The organism is Cupriavidus agavae, assembly GCF_004217045.1.
Taxonomy (GTDB): Bacteria; Pseudomonadota; Gammaproteobacteria; order Burkholderiales; family Burkholderiaceae; genus Cupriavidus; species Cupriavidus agavae.
Window position 1 is genome coordinate 18560 of the sequence record NZ_SGXM01000014.1, and the last position, 20800, is coordinate 39359.

The window sequence follows — 20800 nt, forward strand, 5'->3', positions numbered from 1 at the left end:
TCGTCCTTTGGCGAGCGCCCCGGTCAGCCGGCGGCGCCGCTATTTGTCGCCCGGCCGGAAGTTCTCGCGGAACCAGGCGCGGTGATGTTTCCACGCCCAGCCCGGCGTCACGGTGCCGCGCGTCATGGCCTGCACCGATCCCTTGACCCAGACCGCCGCATAGATGTGCACGATGATGCCGCAAATCAGCAGGAATGCGCAAACGGCATGCACCACCGACGCCAGCCGGATGGCCCAGATCGGGAACAGGAACGCGAAGTAGGCGCGCCACATGACGATGCCGCTGGCCAGCAGCAGCACCAGGCACGCCACCATCACGAAGAACAGCAGCTTCTGGCCGGCGTTGTAGCGGCCCACCTCGGGCACGTTCTCCTCGCGGTTGGCCAGCACCTCGCGGCCGTGGCGCAGCCATTCGCGGTCGCTCCAGGTCATCAGGTTGTGATGCCAGAACTTCACGGCCAGGATGGCGAACGCCACGAACATCACCACGCCGATGAACGGGTGCAGGATGCGCGTCCAGGTGCCGCCGCCGAACAGGTTGCTGAGCCAGTACATCGACGGATGGAACAGCGCCAGCCCCGAGAGCGCCAGCAGCACGAATGTCAGCGCCACGAGCCAGTGGTTGGTGCGCTCGCCGGCCGTGTAGCGGCGGATGAACGCTTCGCGTTGCTTATCGATTCTCATCGCGGACCTCCTCCTCGGGTGGCACGATTTCGTCGGGGGTACCGCGCGGCTTGGGACTGTCGCGCCCGCTGCGCACGATCTCGTCCTCGGCGGCCGCCTCGTCCTCCGGCCCGGTCTCGTTCGGTCCCACGCGGATGTAGTGGAAGAAGCCGGCCAGCGCCGCCAGCGCCATGCCGGCCACGGCCAGTGGCTTGGCCATGCCCTTCCACAGGCTCACCAGCGGGCTGATGTGCGGGTCCGCGGGCAGGTGGTTGTACAGCGTGGGATCGTCCGCGTGATGCAGCACGTACATCACGTGCGTGCCGCCCACGCCGGGCGGGTCGTAGAGCCCGGCGTGGGCGAACCCGCGCTCCTTGAGGTCCACCACGCGTTCCTCGGCGTGCGCGATCATGTCGGTCTTGGTGCCGAAGACGATGGCGCCGGTCGGGCAGGTCTTCACGCAGGCCGGCTCCTGTCCCACGGCCACGCGGTCAGAGCACAGCGTGCACTTGTACGCCTTGTGGTCGGTCTTCGAGATGCGCGGGATGTTGAACGGGCACCCGGTGATGCAGTAGCCGCACCCGATGCAGTTTTCCTCGTGGAAATCGACGATGCCGTTGGCGTACTGCACGATGGCGCCCGGCGCCGGGCAAGCCTTGAGGCAGCCGGGGTCTTCGCAATGCATGCAGCCGTCCTTGCGGATCAGCCATTCCAGGTTGCCGTTCGGGTTCTCGTACTCGGCAAACCGCATCAGGGTCCAGGTGTGCTCGTCGAGGTCAGCCGGGTTGTCATAGACGCCCACGTTGACGCCCACGTCGCCACGCAGGTCGTTCCACTCCATGCAGGCGGCCTGGCAGGCCTTGCAGCCGATGCACTTGGTGGTGTCGATCAGCTTGGCCACGCTGCCCGTGACCGGCTGGCGCACGTTGGGCGTCTGCGTGGTGGTGGCCGACTGCCGGACGATATCGAGTGACTGTAGTGCCATGGTCCGCTCCCTATGCCCGTTCCACCTTCACCATGAACGACTTGAACTCCGGCGTCTGCGTATTGCCGTCGCCCACGTATGGCGTCAGTGTGTTGGCCAGGAACCCTGGCTTGGCGATGCCGGTGAAGCCCCAGTGCAGCGGAATGCCCACCATGTGCACCACCTTCCCGTCGATCCTGAATGGCTTGATCCGCTTGGTGACCAGCGCCACGGCCTTGATGTAGCCGCGCGTGGAGGTCACGCGCACGCGATCTCCGCCCTTCACCCCCACCTGCCTGGCCAGCTCCTCGCCAATTTCCACGAACTGTTCCGGCTGCAGGATCGCGTTGATGCGCGCGTGCTTGGTCCAGTAGTGGAAGTGCTCGGTCAGCCGGTAGGTGGTGGCGATCACCGGATAGGCGTCGGCCTTGCCGAACTGCGCCCAGTCGTTCTTGAACACGCGCGCCGCGGGGTTGCTGACCGCCTGCGGCGACTTGTTGTTGAGCAGGTTGTAGCCGAGCGGGTTCTCGAACGGCTCGTAGTGCTCGGGGAACGGCCCCTCCACCAGGTTCTGCCGCGCGAAGAAGCGGCCTACGCCCTCGGCCTGCATGATGAACGGGCCCATGCCCTTGGCCGGGTCCTCGTCGAGCTTGAAGTCGGGCGTGTCGAAGCCGGTCCAGCTCTTGCCGTTCCAGGCGATCAGCTTGCGCGCCGGGTTGAACGGCTTGCCTTCGGGGTCGCACGAGGCCCGGTTGTAGAGCACGCGCCGGTTGGCCGGCCACGACCACGCCCAGTTCAGCGTCTGGCCGATGTTGGTCGGGTCGCTGTTGTCGCGCTTGGCCATCTGGTTGCCGGCCTGCGTCCACGATCCACAGTAGACCCAGCAGCCGCTGATGGTGCTGCCATCCGCCTGCAGTTCGCCAAAGCTGTTCAGTTGCTCGCCGGCCTTGCGCACCACCTTGGTGGCGTCCTTGGGGTCGACCAGGTCCGTCAGCGCGCGGCCGGATAGTTCTTTCGCCAATTCCTCAGGCGTCGGGGACGCTGGCAGCGCATAAGGCCACCACAGGTTGACGATCGGATCCGGATACTTGCCGCCGTCCTTCACGTACATCTGGCGGATCTTCAGGAACAGCTCGGCCATGATCTCGATGTCCGAGCGCGCCTCGGCGGGCGGATCGGCGCCCTGCCAGTGCCATTGCAGCCAGCGCGACGAATTGACCAGCGAGCCGTTCTCCTCGGCAAAGCAGGTGGTGGGCAGCCGGAAGACCTCGGTCTGGATGGTCTTCGGGTCCACGTCGTTCGACTCGCCCGCGTTGCGCCAGAACTCCGAGGTCTCGGTGGCCAGCGGGTCCATCACCACCAGGAACTTCAGCTTGCTCAGCCCCGCCATCAGCTTGGCCTTGTTCGGCGCGGCCGCCAGCGGGTTGAAGCCCTGCGCGATGTAGCCGGTCATGCGCCCGGCGTGCATCAGCTCGAAGACCTGCAGCAGGTCGTACGGCTTGTCCAGCTTGGGCAGGTAGTCGAACGCCCAGTTGTTCTCCACCGTGGCCGCTTCGCCCCACCACGCCTTCATCAGGCTGACGTGGAACTTCTCGACGTTCTGCCAGTAGCTGAGCTGGTTGGGCCGCAGCGGCTTGAAGGCGCGCGCCTCGATGTACTTGCGGTAGTCCTGCTCGCTCTCGCCGGGCAGCGTCAGGTAGCCGGGCAACAGGTTCGACATCAGCCCGATATCGGTCAGCCCCTGGATATTGGAGTGCCCGCGCAGCGCGTTCATGCCGCCGCCCGATACGCCGATGTTGCCCAGCAGCAACTGCACCATGGCGCCGGTGCGGATCATCTGCGAGCCGATCGAGTGCTGTGTCCAGCCCAGCGCGTACATCATCGTCATGGCGCGGTCGGCGGTGGCCGTGCTGGCCATCATCTCGCAGACCTTCAGGAATTTGTCCTGCGGGGTGCCGCAGACGCGCTCCACCATCTCGGGCGTGTACCGCGCATAGTGCTGCTTCATGAGGTTGTAGACGCAACGCGGGTGCTGCAGCGTGGCGTCGGCCTTCACGTAGCCGTCGTCGCCGATCTCGTAGTCCCAGCTCGCCTTGTCGTAGTAGCGGCGTTCCGGGTCGTAGCCCGAGAACAGCCCGTTCTCGAACTTGAAATCCTCGCGCACGATGAACGTGAAGTCCGTGTAGTTCTTCACGTAGGTGTGCTGGATCTTGTCCTGTTCGAGCAGCCAGCGGATCACGCCGCCCAGGAACACCACGTCGGTGCCGGTGCGGATCTGCACGTAGAGGTCTGCCACCGAGGCCGAGCGCGTGAAGCGCGGGTCCACCACGATCAGACGTGCTTTATTGTGCGCTTTTGCCTCGGTCACCCATTTGAAACCGCACGGGTGGGCCTCGGCCGCATTGCCGCCCATGATCAGGATCACGTCCGCGTTCTTGATGTCGACCCAATGGTTCGTCATCGCTCCACGGCCAAACGTCGGGGCAAGACCTGCCACCGTCGGGCCATGTCAGACACGTGCCTGGTTGTCGAACCCCAGCATGCCAAGACTGCGGATCGTCTTGTGCGTGATATATCCGGTTTCATTGCTGCTGGCCGACGCCGCCAGCATGCCCGTGGTCAGCCAGCGGTTGACCGTCTGGCCCTTGTCGTTCTTTTCGACGAAGTTGGCGTCGCGGTCGGCCTTCATCAGCCTGGCGATGCGGTCGATGGCGTCTTCCCAGGTGATGCGCTGCCACTTGTCCGAACCCGGCGCGCGGTACTCGGGGTACTGCAGCCGGTTGGGGCTGTGGATGAAGTCGATCAGCCCCGCGCCCTTGGGGCAGAGCGTGCCGCGGTTCACCGGGTGGTCGGGGTCGCCCTCGATATGGATGATGCTGGCCTTGGCGTTCTTGGCCTTGTCGCCAAGGCTGTACATCAGCACGCCACACGCCACCGAGCAGTAGGGGCAGGTATTGCGGGTTTCCGTGGTGCGCGCCAGCTTGTAGGCACGTACCTCGGCCAGCGCCACATCGGGCGCGAACCCGATCAGCGCCAGGCTGGAGCCCGCCAGCGACGCGCCTGAAAACTTCAGGAACTGTCGGCGGTTCATCGTAACCATGGGGACACCTCCTTGTACCGGATCATGGTCCGGTCAATGGGGATTCTTGCGACGTTCTGCCTGGTGTGGGGGACAGTCAGAGGAGTATAGGCAATAGTGGCGTTTTCGCTATGTGCAGCGCGGCGAGCAGGTGGAGCCGAGTGTTTTGGACGGGCGTTCTACAGCTGAACGTCGCGTCGATGCGGCTTCTTCAAGAAAGTGATCGCTAACATCTGGAAGGTGTCGCGATCGTGTACCGGCTTTGTCACAAAAAGATGACAAAACGGTCATCTGTCAATGCCCCCGAGGGGGGTTATCCGACTCACATCGCCTGCGTGACACTCCACGCCGACTGCCATTGACGTGTCACGCCATGGCAGATTGCGCGCGCCTATATCAAACACGGGAGCCAGGGGTCGGCTACTCCGGCGCGCGCCACGAAAATCCAACCTTAGAAGAGACAAACCGGGATGAAATCGAAGCTTATTTTGACGGGCCTGATGGCGGCCGTGCTGACCGCTTGCGGCGGTGGTGGGGATGGTGGGTCGGCCACTGGCGGTACGGGTGGCACTGGCGGCACGGGTGGCACCGTGCAGACCACGAAAATCTCGGGCACGGCGGCAGTGGGCGCCGCCATCGGCAACGCCCAGGTGCAGGCCAAGTGCGCGTCGGGCAGCGGTACGGCAACCACAGCCGCCGATGGCACCTTCACGATCAATATTCCCAACGTCAAGCGCCCCTGCGTGCTGAGCGTGACGGCGCCGGACAAGACGGTGCTGCACTCGGTGGTGGAAGCCGGCACGGACACCACGGTCGTGGCAAACATCACGCCGCTGACCGAACTGATCACGGCGGCACTGGCCCAGGGCGACACGAACGCATTCTTCGCGCAATTCGACGCCACGGCGCAAGGCCGCCTGACCACTGCGAACCTGACTGCCGCGAACGGTACCGTGACCCAGATGCTGGCCGGGCTGGTCGACCTGAGCTCGACGGACGCTATCAAGGGCACGCTGGTCGCCGCCAACGGTAACAATGCCGGTAACGCGCTGGACAAGCTGCTCGATCAGCTGGCCGACATCCTGGAAAAGTCGAAGACCAGCGTGTCCGATCTCTCGCAGGCCGTGGCCAGCAACGCCGGCACCGCCGCCATCAAGACGGCGCTCCAGCCGGCCTCCGCCACCTGCGCCGGCCTGCGGACCGGCAAGTACTGGGCCGTGGGCAACGGCGGCGTGGCGCCGGCGCAGTTCGACGCCGCTACGCTGGCTTTTACGGCCACCGACGAGTCGGGCAATGCCTCGTCCCTGATGACGTTCGTTCCGACCCAGGGCCAGAACTGCCGCTTCACGTCCGATAGCAGCAGCAACCCGATCGACTTCCAGGTCTCCAGCTCCGGCCTGGCGCTGGTGAACGGCAGCGGCATGGAGCAGGTGCCGGGCTTCATGATCCCGGCCCAGCAGATCGCCCTGGCTGAACTGGCTGGCGACTGGAACGCGCTCGGCTTCGAACGCGACGACAACACCCAGCCTTACATCCCGTCGCGCATCACGTTCAAGGTTGGCGCCGATGGCAAGTTCTCGGCGGGTGCCGACTGCACGGGCGTGAATTCGTGCCAGCCCTGGGCCGCCAACGAGCTGCCCACGCTGACCGCCGCCACCGATGGCTCCTTCGTCCTGACCGATGAAGGCGGTACCGCCAAGGTGCTGGTCTTCAGGGGTACGGACGGCCTGTACACGGCGGTGATCACCCATGAGAACGGCGTGCTGATCGCTTCGAAGCAGGTGACGCGCGCGCTTCCGGTGGCGGGCAGCAAGAGCAGCTACTGGGACACGACGTACTTCCCGGTCGGCAGCCCGACCTCCTCGGCCGAAAGCACGGAGATCATGACTGCCGAGCCCTCGACCGGCGTCTACACGCGCAAGCGCGTCAGCGACGGCCGTATCGACACCTGGATGCAGAACAGCCCGGCCCCCGGCCTGCGCTATCGCGCTCGGACGAACGACGCGACGGCCCGCGAAGGCATTTCGTTGACCCTCGGCAACACAGGTGTTGGCGTTCTGATCAGCCTCGACGCCGCCTCGCGTTTCTTCGACGTCTCGGTCCTGCGCCCGACCGCAGCCCAGTAAAGCCCTGCCCGGCGGCACCCGCCGCCACTGCATCACCCGAAAAGGTCCGCCTCCGTGCGGACCTTTTTCTTTTTTGTTCCCACGTTGCAATTTTCGTAGTTCGGCGATTTTTGCCAGGACAGCCCGCTGCTAGTGTCCGGAGCCTGCACGCCACGCACTTCCGCGCCGCGTGACATCTGCCGGCGCGAGGGCCGGCCAGTTCCTATTTGGCATAAGAAATCGCAGCATGGGTCGAAGCCTGGCTTATCGGTTGAGCCGCGCCATTCCGGCGGCGGGCGTGTGGTGGGGCGGCCTGGCGCTGGCGCAGGTGCCGCCCGATGTCGCGGACGCGGTGCGCCGCACGCAGCGCGAGCAGAGCCAGCAACTGCAGCGCGAGCGCAGCGTCGAGGACGCCAGCGAACGTGCCCGGCAGCTGCAGGCGCCCACCGTGGCGCTGGAAGGCGAAGCCCGCCCATCCGACGCGTTCTCGGCAGACCTGCCGGTGGAGTCGCCGTGCTTCGACATCGCCACGCTGGTGCTCGAAGTTCCGGCGCAGATGCCACCGGAGACCCACCGCCTCGGCGCCAGCACCTTGCCGATGGACCCCTTCCGCTTCGCACAGGACTACCTCGACCGCTTCGCGGGCCAGTGCATCGGCCGCGACGGCATCAACACCATCGTCCGCCGGCTCGGCGCCCAGATCCTCGGGCGTGGCTACACCACCACGCGGGTGGCCGTACCGGCACAGGACCTGGCTTCCGGCACGCTGCGCCTCACGCTGATACCCGGCGTGATCCGGCAGATCCGCTTCGCCGACGCGGCTACGCGTGGCACGTGGCGCACGGCCTTCCCGGCGCGCCCGGGCGACCTGCTCGACATCCGCGACCTCGAACAAGGTCTCGAACAGATGAAACGCGTGCCGAGCCAGGACGTGGAAATGCAGATCGTGCCCGCCGAGCTGCCCGGCGAATCCGATGTCGTGATCACGGTGAGACGGCAGAAGCCGTGGAAGCTGGTGGCCGGACTCGACGACAGCGGCAGCCCGGGCACCGGCAAGCTGCAAGCCAACGCCTCGGTGGGCATCGACAATCTTCTGGGGCTGAACGACCTGTTCAACGTCGGCGGCAGCCACGATGCCAACACCGGCCAGGGCGGTCGCGGCACGTGGGGCGCCAATGCCAGCTACACGGTGCCCTGGGGCGACTGGACCTTCGGCGCCAGCGCCTCCACCTACCAGTACTTCCAGCGCATCGCCGGCAATAACGAGACGTTCGAGTCGAGCGGCGATTCCAGATCCGCCGAGCTGAAGGCCCAGTACCTGCTGCAGCGCGACCAGTTCCAGAAGAACACGCTGCAGTTCCGGCTGGGCCGGCGGTGGAGCCACGCGTTCATCGCCGATACCGAGATCCTGAACCAGCAGCGCAACACCACGTTCGCCGAGCTGGCGTGGCTGCATCGGCGGCAATTGGGCCCGGCCCAGCTCGATCTGCAACTGGCCTACCGCTTTGGCGTGCCGTGGTTTGGCGGCCAGACGCAGGTCCGCACGCTGGAACCCGACGCGCCAGGCCTGCGCAACAGGTTCCTCTATCGCGTGGCGGTGCTCGATGCCACGCTGGCCGTGCCGCTCAGCCTGCCCGCGGGCGATTCGCGCCGTCTGCCGCTGCGCTACGTCACCACGGTTCATGGCCAGTACACCGGGCAAGCCACGTTCTCCAGCGAGTTCCTGTCGATCGGCAACCGCTGGACCGTGCGCGGCTTCGACGGTGACCTGACGCTGGCCGCCGAGCGCGGTGCCTACTGGCGCAACGACCTCGAAGTGCCGCTCGGCGGCAGCGGCTACACCGCCTACCTGGCGCTCGACGCGGGCACCGTGGGCGGTCCCAGCGCTGCATGGCTGGCTGGCCGCACGCTGGCCGGCACCGCCGTGGGCCTGCGCGGCAGCCCGTTCCGGGGCCTGTACTTCGACGCCTTTCTCGGCTGGCCGCTCTACCAGCCCGACACCTTCCCGACCCGCAAGCCAACCGGCGGCTTCTCTGTCTCCCATCAGTACTGAACGCGGCCCGCAGCGCGCCTGAATCGTCGATCATGAACAACAATCGCTATCGCCTGGTTTTCAACAAGACGCGCGGCATGCTCGTGGCTGTTGCCGAGTGCGCGGCATCGCGCGGCAAGTCCGCCGGCGGCCAGTCTGGAGCGCGTGCCGCGCCGGCCTCGCCCGTGCTCGCGACGCTGCGTGCCATCGCCTGGAGCGCACTGCTGCTGCTCGGCGTGGTGCACGGGGCGGCGGCCCAGATCGTGGCCGACCCCGCCGGGCGGGGGCCGGGCGTGACCACGGCACCGAACGGCGTGCCGCTGGTCAACATCAACCGGCCTTCGGGCGCCGGGGTGTCGCACAACCAGTACCAGCAGTTCTCGGTCGATGGCCGGGGCGCGATCCTCAACAACGGCGCCGCGATCAGCCAGACCCAACTCGGCGGCCATGTGCCCGGCAACGCCAACCTTGGCACGAGCGGCCCGGCCCGGATCATCCTGAACGAGGTAACTGGCGGCAGTCCATCCCGGCTCAACGGTTTCGTGGAAGTGGCGGGCCAGCGTGCCGATGTGGTGATCTCGAACGGCAACGGCATCTCAGTGAACGGCGGGGGCTTCATCAACGCCAATCGGGCCACACTGACCACGGGCGCACCGGTCTTCGGCGGCGATGGCAGCCTGGCCGCCTTCCGGGTCACCCGCGGCGGCATCCAGGTGGAAGGGGCAGGCTTCAACGGCTCGGGCCTGGAGCAGGTGGACCTCGTGGCGCGCTCGGTCACGCTGAATGGCAAGCTCTGGGCCGACCGCGCCAATGTGGTCTCCGGAGCGAACCGCGTGGACTACCCGGGCCTTGGCGTGCAGGTGATCGAAGGAGAGGGGGAGCGGCCCACCGTGGGCATCGACGTGGCCAGCCTCGGCGGCATGTACGCCAACCGTATCCGGCTGGTGGGCACCGAGGCGGGCGTCGGCGTGCGCAACGCGGGCACACTGGCAGCCCAGGCGGGGGACTTCTCGATCGACAGCGCCGGGCGCGTGGTGCTTGGCGGAACCACTTCGGCCACCGGCGCGCTCGCGGTGCGCGGCGCGCAGGGTATCGATAACCGGGGCTCGACGGCCGCTGGCGACGCGATGACGCTGGCCAGTGACGCCTCGGTCGATAACACTGGCACCTTGATTGCGGGCGGCGATCTCGCCCTGACTGGGCAGACGCTGCACTCGACGGGCACGCTCGCGGCCGGCATCGACGCCAACGGCAGGGCCAGCCAGTCCGGCAGCCTGCGCCTGAAGGCGGGGGGCGTCGCCACGGCGACTGGCGACAACCTCGCCGGCCAACGCGTGGAGATCGATGCGGCCCGCATCCAGCTCGGCGGCAGCCGGACCCAGGCCGGGGCCGATATCGCCGTGACGGCGCGCAACGGCGGCGTTGGGTTGGCCGGCGCGCGCGTGTACGCAGCGGGCAGGCTGGAGGCCGGAGCGCGCGGATCGATCGACACGCGCGGCGCCCAGGTTGCGGCGGCCACGATCGACGCGAAAGCATCAGGCGACATCGACAACTCGGGCGGCACGCTGGAGGCAACCGGCTCGCTGGACGTGGAAGCCGGCGGCAAACTCGCCAATGCCAACGGCCGGATCATCAACACCGGCACGGGCAGCACGCAGGTGGCGGCCGCGACGATCGACAACACGGGCGAGGCCATGCTGGGCGGCAATGGCGATGCCAGCATCCGGGCGGATCGGATTGCCAACACTGCCGGGGGACAACTGGTTTCGGGCGGTGCGCTCGCCATCGCGGCAGGCGAGTCCTTCGACAATGCCGGCGGCAAGACCTACGCCGGCACCGGCCTGGCGCTTGACGCGCAGGACGCGGCCGTCAGTAACGATGGCGGCAGCCTGGCGGCCGGCACCAGTGCGGTGCTGCGTGCAGGCAGCCTGAGCAACGCGGGCGGCAAAGTCCTCGCGGACGCCGATATCGCGCTCGAAACCGGCCGGCTCACGGGCCCCGGCACGATCCATGCCGGCCGTGACCTCGCACTGACCCTTGGCGGCGCCTATGTCAATGCCGCCGGCAACGTGCTGAGGGCCGAGCGTGACCTGGCAATCAAGGCGCACGGGGCGTTCACGAACCAGGCGCGGCTGGAAGCGGTACGGGGTTTGCAGCTCGACGCCGCACGCATCGACAATCAGGCCGGCGCCGTCATCCACGCCGGCACCACCACGCTGACCACGTTGGGGGCCCTGAGCAACGCTGGCCGGATCGAGGGCGATACGCTGACCACCGCCAGCGCCACGCTCGCGAACAGCGGCACCATGCTCGCCGACGTGCTGACCAGCCAGGCGGAGCGCATCGGCAACGATGGCCCCCATGCCGTGATGGCGGCTACCGGCGTGCTGAACCTGTACGGCAGCGCGCTGGTCAGCAACACCAACGGCGCCACGGTCTACAGCCTCGGCGATATCAACATCGCCGCCGATGGCGAGCGCGACGAGCGGGGCCTGCTGAAGCACCGCGCGGCGCGAGTGGTCAACGACAGCAGCACCATCGAGGGCGGCAGCAGCTATGGCGTGGTGGAAATCGCCGCGCAGGAACTGGTCAATCAGCGCCCCGCGCCCGTGGTGGAGCGCGACACCACCACCGAGACGAAGCACGAGCGGAAGCGCGAAAAGTACGTGCATTGCGCCACGTCCAACGCCTACCCGCAGATGGGATGTACTTGGGCGGTCTGGGCCGGGCCCTACAAGACGCCTGTCGACGGCACGTTCGACGCGGCGCAGATTGTCTCGCACGATACCGGCAAGAAGCGGCTGGTCGTCAACATCAACGGCGTGGCGACCCGGATCGACTACAACACGCTGACGGACACCGATGGCGTGCTGGCCGTGAACTACTGGGACGGCTACGACCGCGACATCCACTACGACCCGGCCAGCGAGTACGCCACGCGCAACGACGCGCGCAAGAACTGGCAGCGGGTGGAGATCGCCCGGGACACGACGACCACCACCACTACGGAGCGCGACGCCAATCCCGACCAGCGCGGCGCCAACCTGATCAGCGGCGGGGGCATGATACTGGCCAACGTCGGCACGCTGACGAACGCCTACAGCCAGATCGCCTCGGGCGGCGACATGCTGATCGGCGACGTGGAACAGTCGGGCGATGTCGCCTCCGGCCAGTTTGGCTCCACCAAGGTCGTCAACACGGGCCGCACGCTGTTCGAACGCACGCGCCACGACATTGTCTCGACCTACGCCTGGAACAAGGAGATCGACAAGGACGTGGGGCCGGTGGTGCAGCCGAGCATCATCGAAACGCCGAAGGAAGTCGGCTCGATCGGCGGCACGATCACCGCCGGAAACAGGCTGACGATATACGGCGGCGGCATCCGCAACGAGGACGTCGGCAAGCTGGACCCGCTGGCCGGCACGGGCAGCACCGGCCTGCCGGGCATCGATGGCGGGGCCACGGGCGGCAGGGCGTCGCTGGCCAATACCCCGTTGACGCTGCCGTCGAACGGGCTGTTCCACTATCGCAGCGACCCCGACGCCACGTACCTGATCGAGTCGGACCCGCGTTTCGCCAGCTACGGTAACTTCCTGTCGTCGGACTACATGCTGGGTCTGCTCGGCATCGATCCGTCGCTGACGCAGAAGCGCCTTGGCGACGGCTTCTACGAGCAGAAGCTGATCCGCGACCAGATTACCGAACTGAGCGGCCGCGTGTACCTGGCCGGCCATGACAATGCCGAGGACCAGTACACGGCATTGATGGCGGCGGGCGTCCAGGTAGCCCAGCAGTTCAACATCCTGCCCGGCATGGCGCTGACCGCCGCGCAGATGTCGGCGCTGACCACCGACATTGTCTGGCTGGTCTCCGAGACGGTCACGCTGCCCGATGGCGGCAAGCAGAGCGTCATGGTCCCGCGTGTCTACCTGGCGCAGGCCAACGCCGCGGACCTGAAGCCCAACGGGGCATTGATCGCCGCCGAGGATATCGAACTGCGCGAGTCGGGATCGATGCGCAACAGTGGCGTGATCGACGCCGGCAGCCGGCTGTCGATCGGCGCCGCGCAGGACCTGCACAACCGTGGCGGCACGCTGCGCAGCGCGGGCGTGGCGGCGATCACGGCGGGTCGCGACATCGTCAACGAGTCAGGCCAGATCCGGGCCGACCAGCTCGGGCTCGTGGCCGGCCGCGACATTCGCAACGAGACGCTGTTCGACCAGCAAGGCGTGACGCACGCGGCGGGCAATGCCCAGGCGTCGGCGAGCCTGTTCGGCAGGCAGGCTGGCATCACCTCGACCGGGGACCTGCTGGTCTCCGCCGGGCGCGATGTCAGGCTGGCGGCCGCCACGCTGGCAGCCGGCGGCGACGGCACGGTGGTGGCCGGCGGACAGTTGACGCTCGACGCGCTGGCCGGCCGGACGGCGCAGTCGGTCTATGAGAGCCCGAGGCAGAACAGCGCCGACAGCGAGGTCCGGCACGCCGTCTCGACCCTCCGCACGGGCGGCAGCCTGGCCACCAGCAGCGGCGGCGATACCACGCTGCGCGGCGCCCAGGTGCAGGCTGGGGCGGACCTGACGATGATCGCCGGCGGCGACTTTGTCGCCCAGGCCGTGACCGACGAGCGCACGCACGACAGCGTCGGCCGCAGCCGCAAGCACCAGCGCGAAGAACACAGCCGCGACCAGGCCACGGTGGGTGTATCGATTTCGGCGGGCGGTAACGCCACGCTGGCGGCCGTGAAGGCCGGCGACAACGGCGGCGGCGTCAAGCGCACGGACGGCAAGGGCAACGTCGAACTGATCGGTGCGACGGTCACGGCCGGCGCCGATGGCAAGGGCGAAGGCGCCCTGACGGTAGTGGGTGACCGCAACGTCACCGTGGCCGAAGCGCGCGAGTTGCACGACAGCAGCCTCGATGTCAGCTCGCGCAGCGGCAGCTTCGTGCGCCGCACGTCGAAGAATGCCAGCACGAGCAGCCGCGCCGACCTCGGCGTGGGAAGCACGCTGTCCGCCGATTCCGTCAAGATCCAGGCCGGCAACGACCTGCTGGTGCGCCAGAGCCAGATTGCCGGCACCACCGGCGTGACCCTGCGTGCCACCGAGGGCAACGTACTCGTCACGGCCGGACAGAACATCCGCGAGGAAAGCCAGTCGCAATCGCGCAAGACCTCGGGCGTTTCCGGCTTCGCCGGGCAGGGCGGCATCGGCGTGGGCGTTGGCAGCAGCCGCGCCAGCAGCGCGAGCCATACGCTGGCCGTCACCCAGAGCGACGCGCGCAGCATGGTCGGCGCCAGCAACGGCAACGTGGTGATCGTGGCCGGCAAGGACGCGGCGATCATCGGCAGCGATCTCGTGGCTGGGCGCCATGCCGCCGAAGCCGATCCAGCGGCGGGCAACATCGATATCCAGGCGAAGAACGTGATGGTCGCCGAGGGCGTGGATCGTATCGCGCAAGATGCCAGCGCCAGCCGCAGGTCGAGCGGCCTGTCGGTGGCATTGGTGGGCACGCCGTTCGACACCCACAAGAACCTCGACGCGGTGCACAAGGACGGCAGCGCCGTGCCCGCGCGCTTGGCACCGTCAAGGAACTGGGCGCCTCGGCGCTGACCACGCCGCAGATCGCGGTCTCGGCCGGGAGCCAGCGCAGCAGCAGCGAGTTCTCCAGCGTCGCCACGGTCAGTAGCGGCAGCAGCCTGACGGGCGCCGGCAACGTTCGCGTCCGCGCAACCGGCAGCGGAGAGACCGATGCTGCCGGCAAGGCGCTCGACGGCAACATCCTCGCCTCGGGCAGCACCATCAGCGCTGGCGGCGCTGCGCTGCTGGACGCCGAGCGCGGCGTGACGATACAGGCCTCGACCGACACCTACAGCGAGCGCAGCAGCGCCCGCAACAGCGGCTGGAAGATCAGTGGCGCCTCGCCCTCGCTCGGCGACGTGGCCCGGCATATCGGCGGCGGACCAAACAACAGCGGCGTGGGCATGGTGCCTTTCGGCACCGAGCGCGCCAGCAGTAGCGGCGAGGTTGCCAGCAGCCGGCAGAACGCCAGCATGGTGACGGGCAATACCGTCGGCATCAAGGCACGCACTGGCGACATCACGCTGACAGGCAGCGGCCTTGCAGCCGAGGGCGACATCGGCCTGTCGGCTGCCCAGGGCAAGATCGACATCCTGTCCGGCCAGGACACGCTGTCACAACGCAGCGACAGTGTCAGCCGCAAGATCGGCGACCTGGGCGGCACCGGCTACGCGGGCACGGTTGGCATGCGCAGCGAATCGCGCCATGCGGACGGCACGCAGGCCACGCAGAACACGATCCGCAGCCAGGTGGTCAGCCAGACCGGCAACGTGACGATGGTGGCGAAGGACGACATCACCGCGCGCGGCGCCGACATCGCCGCCGGCAACGACCTGACGATGATCGGCCGCAACGTCGTGCTCGACCCCGCCGAGGATGCGGCGAGCCTGAACGAGCGCCACCGCGTGAGTCAGTACGGCACCACGCTCGCGCTGTCCGGCTATACGGTCACGGCGGCGCAGGCCGTCGAGAACGCCGCGCGGGCGGTGGAGGAGAAGAAGGACGGCCGCGTGGCGACGCTGTACGGCGTGCAGGCCGGCCTGGCCGTGGCCAATGGCGTGCAGGGCATTCAGGCGGTGACCAGCGGTGGCACCAGCCCCACCGCCGCGATCAAGGTGACCGCCAGCGTGGGCGGCGGCACCCAGTCGAGTGAATCGCGCAGCCAGTCGAACACGTTCCAGGGCACGACGGTAAAGGCTGGCAATGCCGTGACCATCGTGGCAGCCGGATCGGGCGGCAAGGACGCGGACGGCTTTGCCAGCGAGGGCACCATCAGCGGCCGTGGCGTCCAGATCAGCGGCAGGACGGTGGACCTCAGCGCCGCTCGGGATGTCGATCTGGAAAGCGCCCGGGACCGCACTAGCCTGGACAGCCGCAGCAGCGGCAACAACGCCAGCGTGGGCGTGGGCTTCGGCATCGGCGGCGACCAGAACGGCTTCACCCTCGAACTGGCCGCGAGCCAGCAGCAGGGGAACGCGCGGGGCAACTCGGTGACGAACCGCAATGCCAGCGTGACGGCCACCGACAAGCTGACCGTCACGAGCGGCCGCGACGCCAATCTCCGGGGCGCACAACTGATCGCCGACACCATCGGCGGCTCGGTGGGCCGCGATTTCAACATCGAGAGCCGCCCGGACACCGACGATTTCACCTCGCGCGAAACGTCATCGGGCATGCAGGCCAGCCTGTGCGTACCACCGTTCTGCGTCGGCACCACGGTCAATGCCAGCGGCACCCACACGCAAGGCAAGACCGACAGCACCTACAGCTCGGTCAGGGAACAAAGCGGCATCTACGCGGGCCAGGGCGGCTTCGACATCGAGGTCAAGGGCAACACCGACCTCCGTGGCGGCATCCTCGCCAGCACGGCGGACCCGGAGAAGAACCGCCTGGTCACCGGCACGCTGACCACAAGCGATATCGACAACCACGCGTCGTACACGAGCGGCTCGTCGACGTTCGTCGGCAGCTACAGCGGCGGCAAGAGCGTGCCGGCCGACACCCCCGACGTCGGCCCGGCAGCACCGGCCCAGGTGAAGTGGGGCGGCGACAGCAACCTGCTGCAGGGCGTGGCCGGCAGCCTCGCGGCCACTGCCGCCGGCAACGCCCAGAAGGACCTCGGCGGCGACGCGTCGGGCAAGACGAAGAGCGCCATCGCCGCCGGCACGGTCAAGATCACCGACGATGCCGCACAGCTGGAAAGGACCGGCCAGACCGCCGACGAAACCCTCGCCAACCTGAACCGCGACACCGAAAACGCGAACGACAGCATCGACAAGATCTTCGACGCGCAGAAGGTCAAGGACCAGCAGGAGCTGAACCGGATCAAGAGCGAAGTGGCGCAGCAGGCGGCGCCTTTGATTTACACGGCGGTGGGTGATCTGATCCAGCGTCAGCCGACTGAAGCGAAGGTCGCCGTGCACGCCCTGGTCGGTGGCTTGATGGCAGAGGCGATGGGCGGCAAGTTCGTGGCGGGCGCGGCAGGCGATGCCGTAGCAACTGCCGCCGCCGAAATGGTCGGCCAGCAGATCCTCAGCAATCCGGATTTGCAAGGCATGTCTGCAGACGACCGGAAGGCGCTGGTGCAGCTCGCCGGCACCATCATCGCGGCCGGCGCTGGTGCGGCCATCGGCGACTCAAGGCATGAAGGGGCTGCGGCGGGAGCGGTAGGTGGGCTGGGTACGGAGTTCAACTGGGCAATGCATTTGCCCGGTGGCGGACTTCTCCCGCCGACACCGGCGGACACGCAGGGGCCTAGTTCGCCGCCGGGGAAGCCTATTAGTGACGGAGAGGAACGTGTTCTGACCGGGACGCCGGATCAGGCGGGGGAGAATGGTACGCCTCCCATGTATCAGCCTTTGGTTGATGCATGGAACCGTCTGGAGGAAGCTAACGATGTACTTTCGCAAGTTGCTGGAACTATCCTGCCGAATCCATTGGCTCCCTTGGACGGATTAGGTGCAATATTTAGCGGAGAGGGAAAGGATCCGACCACCCCTACGGGACGTCGCGGAAGCCCGGGCGAGGTTAAAAACGGAACTAACAAACCGGCTGTGATTGATGGTAGAGACTATTCTGGTCACGCACTAGATCGAATGCAAGGAAGGGGTATTCCCCCTTCAGTGGTGGAACAGGTAATAAATGCCGGATCGGTCTACCCGACGAGTGTGGGAACAATCGGTTATTTTGACCCGATCAATAAAATTAGAGTTATTGTAAATTCTGATACCGGAAAAGTTATTACGGTCATTCCAGGGAGCCCAGGAAAATGAAGCACGATAGCGATGAGGGTCGTGAGCTAGAAATAAGAAATGTATTGATTAATAAATGGGATCCTATAGGCATCAAGGACGTGCCCGAGGCGAGGGATGAATACGACTCATACATTCCTGCAATCTTAGAACTAATAGAAAGAGGTGCGGACTTGGATGTTCTGTCAAGTTACTTGGTCTGGGTGGAGGCGGAGAGAATTGGTCTCCCTGTGAGGTTGGCGATCGCAAAGGAAGTGGCAAATGAATTACTGACACATAATCGCTCACACTAAACCTATTGCGCGAAGGTTATGGCTGGGGCCGTGTTCAAATATGACATTGCAATACTCTGTCCCAAAGCGGATTCCAAAACCTGACATTGGACTCGCTCTTCGTTCAGGTTCACCGGAAGCCGTTGCCGATGCTTGCCTAAGCATGGTGTATTTCGAAGACGATTGTGAGCGGGTACTGAGCAGATTGCGGGATATTGCCTTCGATCAATCGAGTGCGCAGAGATGTCTTGCTGTGAATTGTCTTGGGCATGGTGTGGATAGATTCTTCCGTCGATGACGGGCTTGTCGAACAGCTCCTCCTGCTGTTGCAGAAGGACCCCGCCGTCACGGCTGCGGCATCGGACGCCATGGACAACTTCCAGACATTTGGAAACCGCATAGGTACAACGCGCCGATGACATCGGGCCGGTGATCCATCGCGAGGTGGCGCAGCAGGCGGCGCCTTTGATTTACAACAAGGTCGGCGATGTGCTGGTAGGCAGCTCCCCCGGGACCAAGGCCGCCGTCCACGCGCTGGTGGGCGGCCTGATGGCCGAAGCCATGGGCGGCAACTTCGCCGCCGGCGCGGCTGGCGGCGCAGCCGCCTCACTGGCCATGGAGGCGTTCGGCCAGGCCCTGCTCGACCAGAAAGACCTCAGCGAGTCGGACCGCAAGGCGCTGGTGCAACTGGCCGGGGCAATCGTGGGCGGGGCTGCGGGAGGAATTGCGGGCGGTTCGCTTGGAGATGCGGCGGCCGGGGCGAATGTGGGGAAGGTGGCGACGGAGAATAACTACCTGAACCATACGCAAAAACGAGATCGCGCCGAAGCCAGAAGCTGGGCGATAACCGGACTGCTTCGGGCACTGTCAATCTGTTTTCAGAGAAGGCAGTTTGTCCAAGTTGCACCGGCGTAATCATGCAATTTCGGAGCAGGTATCCCAACATTCAGCTTAATATCTTTACTAAATGAGCAATACTGTCGAACCCTATATTTACTGGCAGCGTCTCGTTAGGGATCAGTTTCAGTTGGGCATTCGAGATGGAAATCTGCGCCCATATCAGGCATTCGCCTACACGTATGACGAGCTGGAAACTGTACTGTCTGAAGGGATATTCACGCGATGCTGCCTGCTGGTAGCACTTTTCATGCGTGCAAGGGAGGCGCATATTTGCTTCGAGTATGATGATCCGTTCACTGAGGACGTGCTATTGGAATTAGAGGGCTCAGCAAAGGAGTTTGATGCGCACCGCGAAGAATTTCCATTCTGCCAGGACAGGGAGCTGATCGGTGATCTGGCGGTTGTTCGGGAGACTTATCTCAAACCGTTTTCAGACAGTCGGGCTCGATGCGGACGCTAATTCTTGCATATTGAGGTACGCCGCGCTCGATTTCGACGATCTGGTGCGTCGGACCAGCGGTTACTATCTGGTTGCGGAAAACCGGGTCAGTTCCTGTCGTCGTCGGTGTAAGCCGCTTATGTCAAGCGTAGGAGTCCTCATCGTCCCCCTCAACTTCATTCAGATCATGCCGGGTACTACAATGATCTGGTCAGAGACGTGGAGGTGGTCCGGGAAACCTTTCTCACGCCATCGTTGAGCCGCCGACAACGGAGCTGAGTCTCAAGGTCTATGCAGTCTTGAGAGACAGTCAACCACCACCATCCCCCAAGACCCCCTCAAAACACCACCCTCTCCCCCGGCGCCGGCACAATCACCGCTGTCGCCGTCCCCACCCCCAAATACCCCTTCAGCGCATCCGGCGTCCCCGTCATATTGGGCGATGTCCCGTAATGCATGGGAATCGCATACTTCGGTTTCACCATGTCCCGGATGGCGATGGCGGCGTCTTCGGCGCCCATCGTGAAATGTCCGCCGATGGGGATCAGTACGAGGTCGGGGCGGTAGCGGGTGCCGATCAGGGTCATGTCGCCGAACAGCCCCGTGTCGCCCATGTGCCAGACCTTGAAGCCGTTTTCCATTTCGATGATGTAGCCCACGGGTTCGCCGCCGTAGTGGGTTTCGTCCTTGCCGGTGACGGGGTCCTTGTGGATCAGTTCTGACGAGTGTTCGGCGTGGACGGCGGTGATCTTGGGGCCGGTGGGGCCGAACGGCATGACGGTGCCGCTCTTGTTGAAGCGCTGCGAGAGGTTGGCGGGGACCAGTCCCAGTTGCACCAGTTGCTGGCCGAGGCCGCCGCCGGTGTAGATCGGCGCGTTGGTCAGTTTGGCCAGCGCCGGGGCGTCGCCGAGGTGGTCGCCGTGGGCGTGGGTGACGAGGATCAGATCGACCTTGCCGAGGGCGGCCAGTTGCTTGAAGCCGGCCGGGGTTTTCGGGTTCTGGGTCAGCCAGGGGTCGATCACGATGACCTTGCCGCCCGGGGTGGTGATCCGCATGGCGGCCTGGCCGAGCCACAGCACTTCGGTCTTGCCCGCCGTGGCGGGCGCCGTTGCGGCGGTGGGCGGGATGGGGGCGGGCGGGTTGCCGACGTTCGATGCGCAGGCGCCGAGCAGGGCGGCGGCGCTGGCCAGCAACAGGGTGCGAAGGGCGGGGCGGGGTGCGTGCATGGTCGTTCCGGGTGAGGGTTGTCTCGACATTTCCTACCGCACCGCTTCAGCGGACTTCGCGCAGCAACTGACTGAGGCGTTGCGAGGAGCAGTATTTGCACCGGGCGCCGGGCTGTCAACCGTCAGTCATTTGTAACGCAGCATTTGTCGTGTGACGCTGACAAAGCCTCCGCGCATCGTAAAACGGCCAGAAATCGACATCGGCACGTGCACGCGCATTTACATCTGCTCACCAGTGCGTAACCCACTGTAATCATTCGGCGTCCATCATGGTTTCCGTAAAAGCGGGCCGG

General features: G+C 65.9%; 11 protein-coding genes. 7 read left to right on the plus strand and 4 right to left on the minus strand.

All coding sequences use genetic code 11. The features are described 5' to 3' along the window. Window positions 1–39 precede the first annotated feature (39 nt). The 3 genes from EV147_RS25305 to fdnG are packed head-to-tail and all read right to left on the minus strand — an operon-like array spanning window position 40 to window position 4727. Complete coding sequence (locus tag EV147_RS25305; RefSeq protein WP_130393982.1) at window positions 40–684, minus strand: formate dehydrogenase subunit gamma; 645 nt, start codon at window positions 682–684, stop codon at window positions 40–42. Beyond that, on the minus strand, window positions 671–1648 hold the full coding sequence (fdxH, locus tag EV147_RS25310; RefSeq protein WP_130393983.1) for a formate dehydrogenase subunit beta: 978 nt from the start codon (window positions 1646–1648) through the stop codon (window positions 671–673). Before fdxH ends, EV147_RS25305 begins: the two co-directional genes overlap by 14 nt. A 10-nt stretch (window positions 1649–1658) precedes the next feature. After that, window positions 1659–4727 carry a formate dehydrogenase-N subunit alpha gene (gene fdnG / locus EV147_RS25315; RefSeq protein ID WP_157994730.1) on the minus strand — a complete coding sequence of 1023 codons (3069 nt, stop codon included), beginning with the start codon at window positions 4725–4727 and terminating at the stop codon, window positions 1659–1661. Between the two features lie 449 nt (window positions 4728–5176). Here fdnG and EV147_RS25325 point away from each other — a divergent pair, with 449 nt between their 5' ends. The 7 genes from EV147_RS25325 (at window position 5177) to EV147_RS25355 (ending at window position 19302) form a co-directional block, all read left to right on the plus strand. Then, a complete protein-coding gene (locus tag EV147_RS25325) occupies window positions 5177–6832 on the plus strand; it encodes a hypothetical protein (RefSeq protein WP_130393986.1) in 1656 nt (551 codons plus the stop codon). Window positions 6833–7058: 226 nt separating this feature from the next. Continuing rightward, window positions 7059–8864: a ShlB/FhaC/HecB family hemolysin secretion/activation protein gene (locus tag EV147_RS25330; RefSeq protein WP_130393987.1), complete on the plus strand. Its 1806-nt coding sequence runs from the start codon at window positions 7059–7061 to the stop codon at window positions 8862–8864. Window positions 8865–8896: 32 nt separating this feature from the next. Then, complete coding sequence (locus EV147_RS25335) at window positions 8897–14452, plus strand: two-partner secretion domain-containing protein (RefSeq protein WP_130393988.1); 5556 nt, start codon at window positions 8897–8899, stop codon at window positions 14450–14452. 11 nt (window positions 14453–14463) lie between these two features. After that, a complete protein-coding gene (locus EV147_RS25340; protein WP_268907517.1) occupies window positions 14464–17691 on the plus strand; it encodes a hemagglutinin repeat-containing protein in 3228 nt (1075 codons plus the stop codon). 680 nt (window positions 17692–18371) lie between these two features. Then, window positions 18372–18857: a VENN motif pre-toxin domain-containing protein gene (locus EV147_RS25345; protein ID WP_130393990.1), complete on the plus strand. Its 486-nt coding sequence runs from the start codon at window positions 18372–18374 to the stop codon at window positions 18855–18857. After that, window positions 18815–18913 carry a deaminase domain-containing protein gene (locus EV147_RS26520; RefSeq protein WP_407923291.1) on the plus strand — a complete coding sequence of 33 codons (99 nt, stop codon included), beginning with the start codon at window positions 18815–18817 and terminating at the stop codon, window positions 18911–18913. The genes EV147_RS25345 and EV147_RS26520 overlap by 43 nt, the downstream gene beginning before the upstream one ends. After that, the gene (locus EV147_RS25355) at window positions 18910–19302 is read left to right on the plus strand and encodes a hypothetical protein (protein WP_130393991.1); all 393 of its coding nucleotides are present in this window, start codon (window positions 18910–18912) and stop codon (window positions 19300–19302) included. Before EV147_RS26520 ends, EV147_RS25355 begins: the two co-directional genes overlap by 4 nt. Before the next feature lie 317 nt (window positions 19303–19619). Here the strand turns inward: EV147_RS25355 and EV147_RS25360 are convergent, their stop codons facing one another. Next, window positions 19620–20507 carry a metal-dependent hydrolase gene (locus EV147_RS25360; protein ID WP_130393992.1) on the minus strand — a complete coding sequence of 296 codons (888 nt, stop codon included), beginning with the start codon at window positions 20505–20507 and terminating at the stop codon, window positions 19620–19622. Between the last annotated feature and the right edge of the window lie 293 nt (window positions 20508–20800).